The sequence below is a fragment of the Albimonas sp. genome (assembly GCF_055129145.1).
In genome coordinates this window covers 1-15,500 of the sequence record NZ_JBSRTQ010000219.1, presented here as the reverse complement: position 1 = coordinate 15,500, position 15,500 = coordinate 1, and the positions used below count along the sequence as shown (strand labels likewise).

15 protein-coding genes are annotated in these 15,500 nt (G+C 69.0%); 6 read left to right on the top strand and 9 right to left on the bottom strand.

Annotated elements, in window-relative coordinates:
• Positions 1–30 precede the first annotated feature (30 nt).
• From ACTB72_RS20475 to ACTB72_RS20460, 4 genes are all read right to left on the bottom strand, one after another.
• Positions 31–1,395 carry a glutamine synthetase family protein gene (locus ACTB72_RS20475; RefSeq protein WP_463038873.1) on the bottom strand — a complete coding sequence of 455 codons (1,365 nt, stop codon included), beginning with the start codon at positions 1,393–1,395 and terminating at the stop codon, positions 31–33.
• A gap of 123 nt (positions 1,396–1,518) precedes the next feature.
• Positions 1,519–2,559, bottom strand: coding sequence for a TRAP transporter substrate-binding protein (locus tag ACTB72_RS20470; RefSeq protein ID WP_463038872.1), 1,041 nt, complete (start codon positions 2,557–2,559; stop codon positions 1,519–1,521).
• 54 nt (positions 2,560–2,613) lie between these two features.
• Positions 2,614–3,939 (bottom strand): TRAP transporter large permease, encoded by a 1,326-nt coding sequence (locus ACTB72_RS20465; protein ID WP_463038871.1) that lies wholly within the window; start codon positions 3,937–3,939, stop codon positions 2,614–2,616.
• 10 nt (positions 3,940–3,949) lie between these two features.
• Positions 3,950–4,486, bottom strand: a complete 537-nt coding sequence (locus ACTB72_RS20460; protein WP_463038870.1) for a TRAP transporter small permease subunit — start codon at positions 4,484–4,486, stop codon at positions 3,950–3,952.
• A gap of 221 nt (positions 4,487–4,707) precedes the next feature.
• Here ACTB72_RS20460 and ACTB72_RS20455 point away from each other — a divergent pair, with 221 nt between their 5' ends.
• A complete protein-coding gene (locus ACTB72_RS20455; RefSeq protein WP_463038869.1) occupies positions 4,708–5,091 on the top strand; it encodes a nuclear transport factor 2 family protein in 384 nt (127 codons plus the stop codon).
• On the opposite strand, the gene ACTB72_RS20450 is transcribed toward ACTB72_RS20455, so the two are convergent.
• From ACTB72_RS20450 to ACTB72_RS20435, 4 genes are all read right to left on the bottom strand, one after another.
• The gene (locus ACTB72_RS20450) at positions 5,088–5,900 is read right to left on the bottom strand and encodes an ion transporter (RefSeq protein ID WP_463038868.1); all 813 of its coding nucleotides are present in this window, start codon (positions 5,898–5,900) and stop codon (positions 5,088–5,090) included. The genes ACTB72_RS20455 and ACTB72_RS20450 overlap by 4 nt on opposite strands.
• A gap of 171 nt (positions 5,901–6,071) precedes the next feature.
• Positions 6,072–8,039, bottom strand: coding sequence for a TRAP transporter permease (locus ACTB72_RS20445; protein WP_463038867.1), 1,968 nt, complete (start codon positions 8,037–8,039; stop codon positions 6,072–6,074).
• Positions 8,040–8,235: 196 nt separating this feature from the next.
• Complete coding sequence (locus tag ACTB72_RS20440; RefSeq protein ID WP_463038866.1) at positions 8,236–9,399, bottom strand: TAXI family TRAP transporter solute-binding subunit; 1,164 nt, start codon at positions 9,397–9,399, stop codon at positions 8,236–8,238.
• Positions 9,400–9,549: 150 nt separating this feature from the next.
• Positions 9,550–10,707 (bottom strand): TAXI family TRAP transporter solute-binding subunit, encoded by a 1,158-nt coding sequence (locus tag ACTB72_RS20435; RefSeq protein WP_463038865.1) that lies wholly within the window; start codon positions 10,705–10,707, stop codon positions 9,550–9,552.
• A 303-nt stretch (positions 10,708–11,010) separates the two neighbouring features.
• Between ACTB72_RS20435 and ACTB72_RS20430 the strand changes: the two genes are divergently transcribed.
• The 3 genes from ACTB72_RS20430 (at position 11,011) to ACTB72_RS20420 (ending at position 11,949) form a co-directional block, all read left to right on the top strand.
• Positions 11,011–11,190 (top strand): hypothetical protein, encoded by a 180-nt coding sequence (locus ACTB72_RS20430; protein ID WP_463038864.1) that lies wholly within the window; start codon positions 11,011–11,013, stop codon positions 11,188–11,190.
• Between the two features lie 137 nt (positions 11,191–11,327).
• Positions 11,328–11,462 (top strand): hemin uptake protein HemP, encoded by a 135-nt coding sequence (locus ACTB72_RS20425; protein WP_463038874.1) that lies wholly within the window; start codon positions 11,328–11,330, stop codon positions 11,460–11,462.
• A 22-nt stretch (positions 11,463–11,484) separates the two neighbouring features.
• Positions 11,485–11,949, top strand: coding sequence for a hypothetical protein (locus ACTB72_RS20420; protein ID WP_463038863.1), 465 nt, complete (start codon positions 11,485–11,487; stop codon positions 11,947–11,949).
• Positions 11,950–11,970: 21 nt separating this feature from the next.
• On the opposite strand, the gene ACTB72_RS20415 is transcribed toward ACTB72_RS20420, so the two are convergent.
• Positions 11,971–12,777, bottom strand: coding sequence for a GntR family transcriptional regulator (locus ACTB72_RS20415; protein ID WP_463038862.1), 807 nt, complete (start codon positions 12,775–12,777; stop codon positions 11,971–11,973).
• A gap of 263 nt (positions 12,778–13,040) precedes the next feature.
• Here ACTB72_RS20415 and ACTB72_RS20410 point away from each other — a divergent pair, with 263 nt between their 5' ends.
• On the top strand, positions 13,041–14,021 hold the full coding sequence (locus tag ACTB72_RS20410) for an ABC transporter ATP-binding protein (protein WP_463038861.1): 981 nt from the start codon (positions 13,041–13,043) through the stop codon (positions 14,019–14,021).
• A 71-nt stretch (positions 14,022–14,092) separates the two neighbouring features.
• Complete coding sequence (locus tag ACTB72_RS20405; RefSeq protein WP_463038860.1) at positions 14,093–15,379, top strand: ABC transporter substrate-binding protein; 1,287 nt, start codon at positions 14,093–14,095, stop codon at positions 15,377–15,379.
• Positions 15,380–15,500: the final 121 nt, after the last annotated feature.

Genomic DNA, 15,500 nt, shown 5'->3' with positions numbered 1-15,500 from the left:
GGCGGAAGCCCGCGCCGCCGGGGCTTGAGCTCACGACCGTTCGAACCCCCGCTTCAGCTCCCAGTCGGTCACCCGGCGGTCCATCTCCATCTGTTCGACCCGCGCCGCGTGCACGTAATGCTCCACCACCTCGTTCCCGAACGCGCCCCGCAGGAAGCTCGAGCCGTCGAGCAGCGCCATCGCCTCGCGCAGGGTGGTGGGCACCTCGGGCGCGTCGCCGACCGCGTAGGCGTCGCCGGCGAAGGGGCCGGGAATGTCGAGCCCCCGCTCGACCCCGTCGAGCCCCGCCGCGATCAGGGCCGCCATGGCGAGATAGGGGTTCAGATCCGCCCCCCCGATCCGGCATTCCACTCGGACCCCCTTCGTCCCCTCGCCCACCACCCGGAAGCCGGCGGTGCGGTTGTCCATCGACCACACCGATTTCGTCGGCGCGAAGGTGCCGGGCACGAAACGCTTGTAGCTGTTGATGTAGGGCGCGAGGAAATAGGTGATCTCGGCCGCATGGGCCAGCAGCCCGCCCATCCAGGCGCGCATCATCGCCGACATGCCGTAGTCGGCGTCCGGATCGAAGAACAGGTTCCCCCCGTCCTCCCCCGCCACCGACATGTGGACATGCGAGGAATTCCCCGCCCGCTCATAATCCCACTTGGCCATGAAGGTGACGGATCGCCCGGCCTTCCAGGCGATCTCCTTCACCCCGTTCTTGATGATCGCGTGCCGGTCGGCCATCACCAGCGCGGGGGCGTAGCGGACGTTGATCTCCGCCTGACCCGCATCGGCCTCGCCCTTGGAGTTCTCCACCGGGATGTCGGCGCCGTTCAGCCCGTTGCGCACGGCGCGCATCACGTCCTCCTCCTTGGTGGTCTGGAAGATGTGGTAGTCCTCGTTGTAGGCGCTGATCGGGGTCATCCCGAGATGGGCCCTGGCCTGGGCCTCGTCATAGCTTTCGCGGAAGAGGTAGAATTCCAGCTCCGTCGCCATCTGCGCGGTCCAGCCCTTCGCCTCCAGCCGCGCCACCTGCGCGCGCAGGACCGAGCGGGGGGCGTGCGGCACCAGCGCATGATGGTGGTCGAGCACGTCGCACATCACCAGCGCGGTCCCCTCCAGCCACGGGATCCGGCGCAGGGTCGTCAGGTCGGGCTTCATCACGTAGTCGCCGTAGCCCCGCGCCCAGGAGGTGGCGGCGTAGCCCTGCACCGTCTCCATTTCCATGTCGGTCGCCTGGAGGTAATTGCACGCATGCGTCTCCTCCCACGCGCCGTCGAGGAAGAAGTCGACATGGAACCGCTTGCCCATCAGCCGCCCCTGCATGTCCGCCTGGACCACGAGCACGGTGTCGATCTCGCCGGCCTTGGCCAGTTCCGCGAGGTCGGTGAGGGTCAGCTTGCCGGGCATGTCGGGCCTCTTCTTTCAGGGTCTTGCGGGGCGCCCGCGGGCGCGGGCTGAAACGCGGCGCGCCGCCCGAGGGGCCGGGCGGCGGCGGGAAAAGGGGGCGCCCTGCGACGCCCCCCCGAGGGGTCAGCCCAGGGCGTAGGGCGGGCCGGCCTTTTCGATGACGGCGTTGTAGTCCTCGAAGATCTTCACCACGCGGGCGGCGCGGTCCGAGATCTCCGACATCTCCTTCCAGAACGGTTTGGCGGCCTCCTCGACCTCCTTCCATTCCGCGGCGGGGATCGAGGTCAGCTCCAGCTTCTCGCCGGACGCGCGCAGCCTGGCCTCGCCGCCCCAGTACCATTGCGTGCGGTAGAAGTGGCCCGCCTCGATGCACGACATAACTAGGCTTTGCAGCTCCGGCGTCAGCTTCCCCCAGCTGTCGGAATTCACGTAGAACGAGCCGATCCAGGCGCCCGAGATGTTGTTCAGCAGGAAATAGTCGGTCACGTCCGCCCAGCCGACGGTGTAATCCTCGGTGATCCCCGACCAGGCCATGCCGTCGAGCTCTCCGGTCTGGACCGCGACCTCGGCGTCCTCGTAGGGGATCGACACCGGCACCACGCCGAATTTCGACAGGAACCGACCCGCGGTCGGGAAGGTGTAGAGCTTCAGGCCCGACAGGTCGTCGAGGCTGGTGATCTTCTTCTTGGTGTTGAAATGGCACGGGTCCTGGCCCGCGGCCGACAGCCATTTCACGCCGCCGACCTCATCATAGGCTTCGGTCCAGATCTCCTTCAACCCGTACTGGTTGAACAGCACCGGCACGTCCATGATCTGCTTGGTGGCCATCGGGAAATAGCCGCCGAAGACCGCGATATCCACCGGCGCCGCCATCGAGTCGTCGTCCGAATGCACCGCGTCGATCACGCCGTTCTGCATGGCGCGGAACAGCTCTCCCGTCGGTACGATCTGGTCGGCGTAATAAAGCTCGATCTCCAGCGCGCCGTTCGCGGCCTTGTTGATCGCGTCGATGATCGGCTTGGTGACGAATTCGCCGAGCGCCGCGCCCGCATAGGTCTGGAACCGCCATTTGACCGGCGACTGCGCCTTGACCAGCGCGGGGGCGGCGAGCGTGCCGGCGGCGGCGAGGCCGGCGCCCTTGAGGAACTGTCTTCTGAGATTCATTTGGGTTCTCCGCTGTTGATGGACGGCCCGTTTTCCGGGCGCTTGTCGCTCGAACTACTTTCCATAGACCAGACCGGGCAGCCACAGCGCGATCTGGGGGAAGGCCATCACCAGCGCCAGCGCCAGCAGCATCACCGCCACGAACGGGATCACCGAGCGGTAGATGTCGATGATCGAGATCTCCGGCGGCGCCATGGCGCGCATCAGGAACAGGTTGTAGCCGAAAGGCGGGGTCATGTAGGCGATCTGGCAGGTGATGGTGTAGAGCACGCCGTACCAGACCAGATCGAAGCCCAGCGCCTTGACCAGCGGGATATAGAGCGGCGCCACGATCACCAGCATCGCGGTGTCGTCGAGGAACGTCCCCATCACCAGATAGCTGAGCTGCATCAGGATCAGGATCTCCCACGGGCTCAGCCCCAGATCCTCGGTGAAGAAATCCCCCACCGCGCGCACCGCGCCCAGCCCGTCGAACACCGCCCCGAAGCACAAGGCGGCGAGGATGATCCACATGAACATGCAGGTGATGCCGAGCGTCTTTCGCACCGTCGCCTCGAGCACCGTGTAGCTCAGCCGGCGCTTCGCCAGCGCCGCGACCGTGGCCGACACCGCGCCGACGGCGGAGGACTCCACCAGGCTCGTGTAGCCCATCACGAAAAGACCGGTCATGAAGAAGAAGATCAGCAGCGGCCAGATGCCGGCGCGCAGCGAGGCGAGCTTGTCGGCCCAGGTGATGCGCGCCCGCTCCTCGGCCGACAGCGTCGGGCCCAGATGCGGCTGGAGCCGGCAGCGCACCACGATGTAGAGCACGAAAAGCCCCGCCATCATCAGCCCGGGGATCGCGCCCGCGAGCCACAGCTGCCCCACCGGCGCGCGGGCGATCATGCCGTAGAGCACCAGCACGACGGAGGGCGGCACGAGGATGCCCAGCGACGAGCCCGCCTGGATCACCCCGGTCACCATGATCTTGTCGTAGCCGCGCCTGAGCAGCTCCGGCAGCGCGATGGTCGCCCCGATGGCCATGCCCGCCACCGACAGGCCGTTCATCGCCGAAATCGCCACCATCAGCCCGATGGTGCCCACCGCCAGCCCGCCGCGCAGGCCCCCCGACCAGACATGGAACATGTCGTAGAGGTCGTCGGCGATGCCGCTCTCCGACATCATGTAGCCCATGTAGATGAAGAGCGGCAGCGTCAGCAGCGGATACCACTTCATCAGCTTCATGGCGGACGAGAACGCCAGCTCGAACCCCCCGCCCCCCCACATGGCGATGGCCGAGGCGACGGCGACGACCCCGATGGCGGCGAAGACCCGCTGCCCGGTCAGCAGCATCACCATCATCGAGGCGAACATCAGAAGGGCGATGGCCTCGTAGCTCATGCCGGGAACCTCATGCGGGCCCCTCGGTCGGGGTGAAATCGGGCAGAGGCTCGCCCCGCGCGGCGGCGATGTCGCGGATCATCTGGGCGATGGCCTGCAGCAGCATCAGCAGGATCGCCACGCACATCACCCCCTTGATCGGCCACATGTAGGGCCGCCAGGCGGAGTAGGAGCGCTCGCCGTATTCGATGGCGTAGGCGGTGGAGGACAACCCGCCCAGCAGCAGGAACGCCAGATAGAAGATGAGCGCCAGGCAGGTGACGCTGTCGATGATCGCGCGATTGCGCGGCGACCATCGGGAATACATCAGGTCCATGCGCACATGGTCCCCGGTCTGCATCGAATAAGGCCCGCCCAGCAGGAAATAGGCGACCATCAGGAACTGCGCCATCTCCAGCGTCCACAGCGACGGCGTGAACACGGTCTTGGAGATGGCCGACCAGAACAGCACCCCGATCATCGCCACGACGCCCCACATCGTGACCCGCCCCACGGCGCGGTTGATCCGGTCGATCCGGCGCACATAGGCGCGGAGGAATGGCGGCATGCGGTCCCCTCGGCGGCGTCGCGGGCGCGGTTCTTGATGCGCCGCAACACGACTATGACCAACACGTCAGGAGCCGGGAAGGGAAAAATTTCATACGCTTGGGAAACTCGGGCGGGGGAGGCGCGCCCCGGCTTTACGCAATGGCTTCGCGCGCGAATGGGCTAGACTGCGCCCGTCAGTCGGCCGCCAATCCCGCGCCGCCCTGGAACAGGAGCCAACGGATGTCCGTCATCGAACCGGTCATGGAATTCTTCGACGCGATCGAGCGAGGCAAGGGCTGGCAGGTCTGCCGCCAATGGTGCGTCCCCGACGCCGCCTTCTCCTGCCAGGCGAAGTCGCTGGACGAAGTGAAGACGCTGGAAGCCTATGCCGACTGGATGGAGGCGACCTGCAAGGCGATCCCCGACGCCCATTACGACCTCAAACGCAAGGGCATGGCCGAGGACGGGACGACGGTGATGGCCTACGCCGTGTTCCTCGGCACGGCGAAGAGCAAGTCGGGCAAGCCGATCCCCATCGCCGCCGACTATGTCTACGTGATCGAGACGGAAGCCGGGAAGGTCAGCCGCATGACCAAGATCTGGAACGACCGCGCCGGGGCCTAGCGCCCCGACCCGTCCCGAGGCGTGTCCTGCCGCTCCGCCCGCATCTCGGCGATTTCGGCGCGCAGCGCGCGGATCTCGGTCAGGATCTCGGCGCGGTCGGAGGCGGCGGGTGCCGGGTCCTCGCCGCTCTCGTGATGGGACTGCATCGCGTCGACCATGATGCCGACGAAAAGGTTCAGCACCGCGAAGGTGGTCAGCAGGATGAAGGGCACGAAGAAGAGCCAGGCCTGCGGGAACGCCTCCATCACCGGGCGGACGATGCCCATCGACCAGCTCTCCAGCGTCATCACCTGGAAAAGCGTGTAGGCGCTTTCGCCGAGCGTCCCGAACCATTCCGGATGGACGGCTCCGAAGAGCTTGGTGGCCATCACGGCGAACACGTAGAAGATCATCGACAGCAGAAGCACCACCGATCCCATCCCCGGGATCGCGCGCAGCAAGCCCGTCACCACGCGGCGCATCGACGGCACGACCGACACCATGCGCAGCACCCGCAGGATGCGGAAGGCGCGCAGGATCGACAGCGGGCCGGAGGCGGGGACCAGCGCCACCCCCACCACCACCAGGTCGAAGATCCGCCAGGGATCGTGGAAGAACGCGGCGCGGCGCACGTAGAGGCGCAGCGCCAGCTCCGCCACGAAGACGCCGAGGATCGCGGTGTCGAGCGCCACGAGGATCGGGCCCGCGGCCGCCATGGCGGTGGGCGACGTCTCCAGCCCCAGGATCAGGGCGTTGAGGAGGATGAGGACGACGATCGCGCGCTCGAAGGCCGGCGCGTCGATCAGGGTGCGTAGGCGGTCGCGCAGCATGGGGCTCCGGGGGCGGGAGGATCGGGGTTCGGGCACGCATCCATCTAGGGGCCCCCGCCTCCCGGGTCTACGCGCAAAGCCGGGATTTCGGGGTCGCAGGCGGCCCCGGGGAACGGAAAAGGGGCGGCGGGCGTCTCCGCCCCCCGCCCCCAACCGGCCCGGCCCGAAGGCTCAAACCTGCGGCGCCGTGGTCGCCGCCCGCGTGCCCGTGGCCCGCGCCACCAGGATCGGCAGGATCGCCAGCGCGATCCCCGCCCCGTTCAGCGCCCAGCGGTCGAGGCCCAGCAGCCCGTTGCCCGGCATCGCCATCGCCAGCCCCCCGAAGAACAGCATCACCCGCATGACGTAGCCCTTCAGGTCGTCGCCCAGATCGCCGACCAGGCTGACATGGCCCTGCAACGCGTCGGAGATGAAGAACACCCCGATCAGCGCCGTGGTCATGGTGATCGCGACCTCGAGCGCCGAGGCCTCGCCGACCAGCGCCGGGTTCAGCACGAAGAAGAACGGCGCGAGGTAGATGACGCCCCCGAGCTTCATCGCCTCGAACCCGGTGCGCATCGGGCTCGCCCCCGCCATGGTGGCGGCGGCGAAGGCGCCGAGCGCCACCGGCGGCGTGATGTAGGAGACCATGCCCCAGTAGAGGATGAACATGTGGACCGCGAGCTCGTTGAGCCCGGCCTGGGTCAGCGCCGGGGCCAGCACCACCGCGAGGAAGATGTAGCAGGCGGTGACCGTCATCCCCATGCCGAAGATGAAGGCGGTGATCGCCCCCATCACCAGCAGCGCGAAGACGCTGTCGCCGGCCATGAACACCAGCTCGTTGACCAGCGTGCCGGCGAGGCCGGTGGCCGAGAACGCGCCCACGATCAGGCCGACGCCGAGCAGCACCGCCACCAGCTCGGCCAGCGCCCGGCCGATGCCCACGATCAGGTCGCCGAGGCTCTTGAGCGTGAAGCGCTGCTTCTTCAGGGTCTGGTTGATGACCAGCAGCAGGGCGGTGGCGTAGAACGGGGCGAGCGTGTCCTGACGCAGCACCACCATCATGAAGATCAACACTGCGAAGACCGCCACATAGGGCCAGCCGTCGGCGAAGGTCTGGCGGAGCGTCGGGGCTTCGCCGGGGGCCAGGCCCTTCAGCCCGCGCCGGGCGGCGTAGGCGTCGATCTGGGCGAAGAGGCCGAAGTAGAAGAGGATCGAGGGGATCGCCGCGGCCAGCGCGATCTCCACATAGGGCCGCGACAGGAACGACGCCATCACGAAGGCGGTCGCGCCCATCACCGGAGGCATCAGCACGCCCCCCGTCGACGCGCAGGCCTCGGTCGCCGCGGCGTAGCGGGCCGAGAAGCCGGTGCGCTTCATCGCCGGGATCGACACCGCGCCGGTGGTCAGCACGTTCGAGATCACCGAGCCCGACATCGAGCCCATGAAGCCCGAGGCGAAGATCGCGACTTTCGCCGCCCCGCCGCGGAACCCGCCGACGAGCCCCAGCGCCAAGTCGTTGAAGAACTTGCCGCCGCCGGTGTGCTGGAGCACTGCGCCGAACACGATGAAGCCGATCACCAGGTTGCCGAAGGCGTTCATCGGGATGCCGAACGAGCTTTCGTTCGAGATCATGTGATAGGGCGCGAGGTCGAGGAACGGCGAGGCGTAGCCCGAAAGCGGATCCGGCATCACGTCGGCGAAGGTGGGATAGAGCGAGAAGGCCGCGACGATCAGGAACAGCACCAGCCCCCCCGCGCGCCGCGTCGCCTCGAGGATCAGCACGTAGAACAGGACCGAGGCCCAGACCGCCGTCTCGGGGGCCGCGTATTCCCAGCCCTGCTCGAGGCTCAGGTTGGCGGTCCAGGCGAAATAGCCGCCGCCCAGAGCCGCCAGCGCTGCGGGGATCCAGTCGAACAGGCCGGGGCCGCCGGCGCGCTTCAGCGGGAACACCAGGAAGGTCAGCGCCAGGAACACCGCGCCGAGGATGTAGAGGTAGCGCCCCTCGATCAGCACGATCCCGAACAGCTGCCAGTTGAACAGCTGATGCGCGGCGAGCGCGATGGTCAGAATCGTCCCCGCGATGACCACGGCGCGCGCCGCCGGGGGCAGGGTGGCGGGAGCGGCTCCTTCGAGCTCGCGTCGTTCGGCCTCGTCCATGTCTTGTCAGCCTGTGCTTGCGGCGGGGGAGCCGGCCGCGCGGGCGCGCGCGGCGCGAAGGGAATGTTGCGAGGGCGCGGCCGGAGCCGGGGCTCGGCCGCGCCGGCGCGGACGGACCGCGTGGTCCGGGGTCGGGCGGGCGTCGGAAGCGGGCGGGCGCGGAGGCCGGAAAGACCGGATCCCGCGCCCCGTCGCCTCAGAACACCACCTTGATCCCGGCGGCCTTCAGCGCCTCGCGGCGCGCTTCGGGCCAGGCGGCGTCCCAGTCGGCGGGATCCTTGGCCTTCAGCGCCGCCCAGGCGTCCGCCAGCACCTTCTGGCGGGCGATCAGCGCGTCGTTGTTGGCCTGGGCGGCCTCGGTCCAGGCGCCGACCTCCTTGTAGTAGCGGATCGCGCCCTCGTGGAACGGGATCACCCATTCCATCGACTGCATGTCCAGCGCCCAGCCGTCGATGCCCGGCGCCTTGCCCTTGTAGTCGGGGAAGGTCTCGTACATCGCCTTGGTCATGTTGTAGACGAGGTCCGCGTCCTGATCGGCCATCGTCACCAGCGCCGGGTAGGGGTAGCCGGCGGTCTTCACGCCGCCCGGCGTGGTCGCGGCCACCGCGCCCTCGGTGGCGGTCATGGTCCGGAAATACGGTCCCACGTCCTGCATCCGCGTCACGGCGGCCTTGTCCTCGGGGTCGATCGGCGGCCAGTAGAGGCCGCGCGGCGAGGCTTCGGCCTGGAACATGCCGCCCGAGGTGGTCGAGGCGAAGACGGCGTCGACCTGGCCGTTGACCAGGCCTTTCTGGCTGTCGCCGTAGCCGCCGAACTCGACCTTCTCCACGTCGTCCCAGGTCAGCCCGCCATAGGCGAGATAGGCCTCGGTGTTGGTGTTGAGCGCGGGCGCGCCCTTGATCCAGGCCACGCGCTTGCCGCGCAGGTCGGCATATTCCTTCACGCCGGCATCGGCCGCGACGCCCAGGGACTGGCCCAGCGTGCCGGCGAAATTGGTCATCATCACGCGGATAGGCTGCGGGCCCCAGTCGGCGTTCGAGAAGTCGAACACGCCTTCCTGCATCATGTAGCAGCCGACCCCGAAGGCCGAGAACGGCACCTTGCCCTGGCGCAGCGGCACGGCGCGGGCGATGTCGTTCTTGCCGGGCAGGATGCGCAGGTTGACCCCGGCGGCGTTCTGCAGCGCGGCGCCGACGGCGACCATCTGGCTGTAGCCGGTGGAGCCGGTGTCATAGGCGGTGATCGCCACGGTGTCGGGCAGCTTGAACTCGGCCGAGGCCGGAAGCGCGAAGGTCGCGGCGAGGCCGAGGGCGAGCGCCGCCGTCGGCCCGGCCACGCGAGCAGGGTGGGACTTCAACATCTGTGATCTCCTCCGGGGGCGCCGTTTCATTCCGACAGGTGAAACGGTCGTTCTAGGATGCGCACTTTTACCGCGCGAGGCGGAACGGTCAAGCGCGCAGACCGGATGGGGGCCGGGATGCGGGGGGCGTCGCCGCCCCCCGTCGGGATCTCAGAACACGACCTGCAGACCGGCGGCCTTCAGCGCCTCGCGGCGCCGCGCATCCCAGGCGGCGTCCCAATCGGCCGGCTTCTCGGCCTCGAGCGCCTTCCACGCGTCCTGCAGCACCTTCTGGCGGGCGACCAGCCCGTCATTGTGGCTCTGCGCGGCGTCGGTCCACACGCCCGCCTCCTTGTAGTAGCGGATCGAGCCTTCGTGATAGGGGACCACCCATTCCAGGTTCTGGAACTTCATCGCCCAGCCGTCGATGCCCGGGGCCTTGCCCTCGTATTCGGGGTAAAGCTCGTACATCGCCTTGGTGAAGTTGTAGACGAGGTCCTCGTCCTGCTCGGCGTAGGCGATCAGCACCGGATAGGGATAGGCGGCGGACGGGATGCCGCCTTCGGTGGTGGCGGCCACCGCGCCCTTGGTGGCGACCACCGGGGCGAAATAGGGGGCGAGCGCCTGCATGCGCGCCAGACCCTCCGTGTTGGCGGGGTCGATCGGCGGCCAGACGAGGCCGAGCGGAGAGGCCTCCATCTGGAAAGCCGAGCCGGAGGTCATGATGGCGTAGGCCGCGTCGACCTGGCCGTTGACCATGCCCTTCCAGCTGTCGCCATAGCCGCCGAACTCGACCTTCTCCACGTCGTCCCAGGTCAGGCCGCCATAGGCGAGATAGGCCTCCATGTTGACGTTGAGCGCCGGGGCGCCCTTCACCCAGGCCACGCGCTTGCCCCGGAGCTGCTCGTAGGTCTGGATGCCCGATTCCCGGGAGACGCCCACCGCCAGCGCGGTGTCGCCGGCGTTGTTGGTCATCAGGATGCGCACGCTCTGCGGGCCCCAGCGCTCGGAGCCGAATTCGAACACGCCCTCCTGGGTCATGTAGACGCCGACGCCCATCGCCGAGATCGGGACCTTGCCCTGGCGCACCGGCTCCATGCGGGCGATGTCGTTCTTGCCGGGCAGGATGCGCAGGTTGACGCCGGCGGCGTTCTGCAGCGCCGCGCCGACGGCGACCATCTGGCTGTAGCCCGACGAGCCGGTGTCGTAGGCGGTGACGGCGAGCGTGTCGGGCAGCTTGAAGTCGGCGGCCATCGCCGGAACGGCGACGAAGACGCCCGGAAGCGCGACGGATGCAGCCAGGACGGCCGCGCGGATCGTGCGGATCATGGAATTCCTCCCCATGGGTTCTGTTGTTCGGTTTCTTCTTTGAACGCAGGGTCATGCATTGGCGGCGCGGCGTCAAGCCGGGGGGGCGCCGGTCGGCGCGGCGAGGGAGGCGGAAATATACCTGATTGAAAAACTCGGGATTGACCGCGCGCGGAGATTCGGCTCATAAAGACGTGAGGCCGCAGCCACCCCGTCGCGCCCGTCGCGCCGGCTCGGGGAAGCCAGGACCGAACGCGAAACCGAACGAACCGCGTCTTGCCGCCCGCCGGATCCGCGCGCCGTTCGACAGTCCGGAGACCCGATATGCGCGACCTGTTCCAGGACCGCCCGCCTGCGCGCCGCGCCGGCGCACCGACCCCTCCCGCCCCCTTCGGCCGTCTCGCCGAACGCGACGACGCCGTCGCCCAGCTGCTGACCGGCGGTCTCGGCGGGCTCGACATGTCGCTGGAACGCTGGCTCGACCGGATGGAGGGCGCGCGATGACCCGTCCCGCGATGACCCTTCGCCCGGTGCTGAGCCTGGGCTGCGCCGACGCCTCCGGCCACCGCGCCGGTCCGGGGATCTCCGCCCGCGCGCCGACGGCGGCGCCCGCGCTGCAGGCCGCCTCCACCACCACGCGCCTGCCGGTCGACACGGCGCCGGTGCATGACGCCCGCGCCCTGACCGGCGGCGGGCAGGAGGCGCGCATCGTGCTCGACGGCGCCGTCTACACCCTGCGGGTCACCCGCCAGCGCAAGCTGATCCTGACCAAGTGACCGCCTGAGGAGGGCCCGAGCCATGACCGCACGCGCTCCCTACGCCGCGCCGCTGCGCTTCGCCGCCCTGCCGCCGGTGGAGCGGCGGGCGGCGCTGGCGCTGCGGTTGATGCGGGTCGGGGCCGATGGGCGCTGGGCGGTGCGGCGGGAGCTGGAGGAGGCTCTGGGCGGTGACGGCGCCATGCGCGCGGTGGAGGAGATGGACCGGCTGGTGATGCTGATGGCGGGGGCCGCCCGGCGCCGGCTGCGGCCGGGGCCGCTGACCAGCCTCGTCGCCTCGCCGGATGAAGTGGCCTTCGCCGGCATGGTGGCCGCGGCGGCGGCGGGCGATCATGCCGACGCCGCCGCAGCCCTCGCCCGCCTCCTCGACGCGGCCCCCCCGGCGGGCGCGGTGGAGGCGGCGGAGACCTTTGGATTGCTCGTCGCCGCCGCCCAGGGGCTGCGCGCCGGCGGCATGCCCGTCCCCGGGGCCGATCTGCTCGACTGAATTTCCCGAACGCGGCGCGCCTCAGCGCCCCAGCGCCTCCGCCAGGCTGGCGATGGGGGCGGGGCGCTCGCCCAGGTCGAGGCCCGAGCGCAGGTCGACGATATGCCCGCGCATGATCTCCTCCGCTCCCGCCGCGTCGCCCTGTTCCAGCGCATCCAGCAGGGCGTGATGGGCGTGGCTTTCGCAGGTCGCGTCGGCCCGGCGCCAGTAGAGCGCGATGATCAGCGACGACCGCGCCACCAGCGCCCGGACGATCCCGGTCAGCACATGCTGGTCGGCGATGTCCGCCAGGCGGATGTGAAACGCCCCTGACAGCGACAGCGCCCGGCCCTTGTCGTCGGCGGCGACGGCCTCGTGCTCCGCCTCCAGATGCGCGCGCAGGGCGGCCATGTCCGCGGGGCCCGCATGGGCGGCGGCCATCCGCGCCACCCGCGGCTCGATCAGCGCGCGGGCCTCGAACACTTCGTTCGCCTCGCGCTTGTCGGGGCGGGCGACGAAGGCGCCGCGGTTGCGCTCCATCGTCACCAGGCCGGAATGGGCGAGCGCGTGCAGCGCGGCGCGGGCGACGGTGCGCGAGGCGCCGAAAAGCTCGCCGACCTCATCCTCCGACAGCTTGGCGCCGGGCGAGACCCGATGTTCGAGAATGGCGCGGTGCAGGCTCGCGCAGATCTCCAGCGCCCGGCCCGGCGGCAGCGAGAACAGGCGCCCGACCTCCGGCGACGGGTCGGCGTCGTCGGCTGGCGGCCGCGCGGAGGCGCCGCCCGCCAGGCCGGCGCGGTGGCGGGCGTATCTCGGCGAAGGGCTTGCGCCCCGCGGCGGCTGCGACATGCGTCGACTCCCTGAAACCGATCAGGACCTCGTGTCGATCCCGCGGTCGGGACGACGGACGAGGCGGGCGAGCTGGGATCGTATACAATTGCGTCGAGAACAGGCGCAAGCTGCTCATTGCTGCGGCGCCCGCGGGCGGTTTGCAAGCGGCGCCGCGGCGTGAGGGGCCGGGTGCGGCGCTTGGCACGGGCCTTGCTAGGCTTGACGTAACGGGCGCCGGCGCATTTCGCCGCCCGCATCGCGCAGATCAGGGGACCGCAGGAATGAGCCAGGACGCCACGCTGGAACTTGTCGCGCTGACCAAGCGATACGGGGATGCGCTCGCGGTCGATGCGGTGGACCTGAAGGTCGCCTCGGGGGCCTATTGCTGCCTGCTCGGCCCCTCGGGCTGCGGCAAGTCCACCACGCTGCGCATGATCGCCGGGCATGAAAGCGCCTCCGAGGGCGACGTGATGCTCGGCGGCAAGCAGGTCACACGTCTGCCCCCCGCCAAGCGCGGCACCTCGATGATGTTCCAGTCCTACGCGCTCTTCCCGCATCTCAGCATCGCCGAGAACGTCGCCTTCTCCCTGAAGATGAAGGGCGTGGCCAAGGCCGACCGGCTGGCCAAGGCGGCGGAGATGCTGGCGCTGGTCGACATGACCGCCTTCGCCGACCGCCTCCCCTCCCAGCTTTCCGGCGGCCAGCAGCAGCGCGTGGCGCTGGCGCGATCCCTCATCACCCGTCCGCAGGCGCTGCTGCTCGATGAGCCGCTGTCGGCGCTCGACCCGTTCCTGCGCATCCGGATGCGGGCCGAGCTGAAGAAGATCCAGCGCGAGCTGGGGCTGACCTTCGTGCATGTCACCCATTCCCAGGACGAGGCGCTGGCGCTCGCCGACCTGGTGGTGGTGATGAACGCCGGCCGGATCGAGCAGGCCGCCCCGGCGCGCGAGGTCTTCGGGGCGCCGCGGACCGAGTTCGTCGCCCGCTTCATCGGCGGGCACAACGTGGTCGACGACGGCTCCGGCAAGCTCGCGGTGCGCGCCGACCGCATCGCGGTGATGAAGGGCGGCATGGGGCTGCCCGCCACGGTGCGCGACATCGAATATCTCGGGGCCACCGTCTCGGTCTCGCTGGAGGCCGACCAGCTGGGCGAGCTGACCGCCGTGGTCCCCGACGCCCAGTTCTTCAGCGACCCGGTGCAATTGGGCGAGCAGGTGATGCTCGCCTGGAAGCCCGAGGACGCCCACCGGCTCGCCGCCTGAGGCGGGGCCGCAAGAAAGAACCCGGCCGGGCCGAAACCCCGGTCGCCGACAGGGAAAACAAGGAGAGACACATGGACAGGTTCGAGACCAAGGGCGTTTCCCGCCGCGGGCTGCTGAAGGGCGCCACCGCGCTCGGCGCCGCAGCCGTCGGCTCGGGCGTCATCGGGGCGCCGATGATCTGGGCGCAGAACATCAAGGACGTGACGCTGCGCCAGTTCGGCACCGGCGTCTCGAACCTCAACGAAGTGGCGGAGAAGGTGAAGGAGGATCTCGGCTTCACCCTCGAGATGACCGCGCTGGACAGCGACAGCGTCACCCAGCGCGCCGCGACCCAGCCGAAATCCTTCGACATCGCCGACATCGAATACTGGATCTGCAAGAAGGTCTGGGGCGCCGGCAACCTGCAGGCGATGGATACCACCAAGATCGAGAACTACGACAAGATCGTGGGCATCTTCAAATCCGGCAAGCTGACCCCCGAAAGCACCATCGCCCAGGGCACCGCGCCCAGCACCGTCGGCTTCACCGACGGCCCGGGCAGCAAGCGCTTCGCCGATCACGAGACCGGCTGGATGACCCTGATCCCCACCATCTACAACGCCGACACGCTCGGCATCCGCCCCGACCTGATCAACCGCCCGATCCGCAACTGGTCGGAGCTGCTGAACCCCGAATTCAAGGGCAAGGCCTCGATCCTCGACATCTCGTCGATCGGGATCATGGACATGGCCATGGTCTGCGAGTCGATGGGCGAGGTCGCCTACGGCGACAAGGGGAACATGACCCAGGACGAGATCGACAAGACCATCGCGATCTTCATCGAGGCCAAGCGCGCCGGGCAGTTCCGCGCCTTCTGGAAGTCCTTCGACGAGAGCGTGAACCTGATGGCCTCGGGCGAGGTCGTCATCCAGTCGATGTGGTCGCCGGCGATCACCGCGGTGAAGTCGAAGGGGATCCCCTGCGTCTACCAGCCGCTCGAAGAGGGCTACCGGTCCTGGGGCGGCGGGCTTGGTCTTTCGGCCAACCTGAGCGGGCTCGAGCTCGAAGCCGCCTACGAATACATCAACTGGTATCTGTCTGGCTGGGTCGGCGGCTTCCTGATGCGTCAGGGCTATTACTCCGCCGTGCCCGAGACCTCCAAGCTGTTCATGTCCGAGAACGAATGGGGCTACTGGTTCGAGGGCAAGCCCGCCACCGAGGTCATCACCAACCCGCAGGGCTCGCCCATGGCGCAGGTCGGCGAGGTCCGCGACGGCGGCTCGTTCGAGGCGCGGATGGGCGCCGTCGCCTGCTGGAACGCGGTGATGGACGAGAACAAGTACATGGTCCGCAAGTGGAACGAGTTCATCGCGGCCTGACCGCCGCGTGACTTGATCAGCGGCCTGACCGCCGCGTGACTTGATCAGCGGCCTGATCGCGTGATCGCCTGACCCCCGGGCCGCTGATCAAGTCACGCGGCGGTCAGGCCGCTGATCAAGT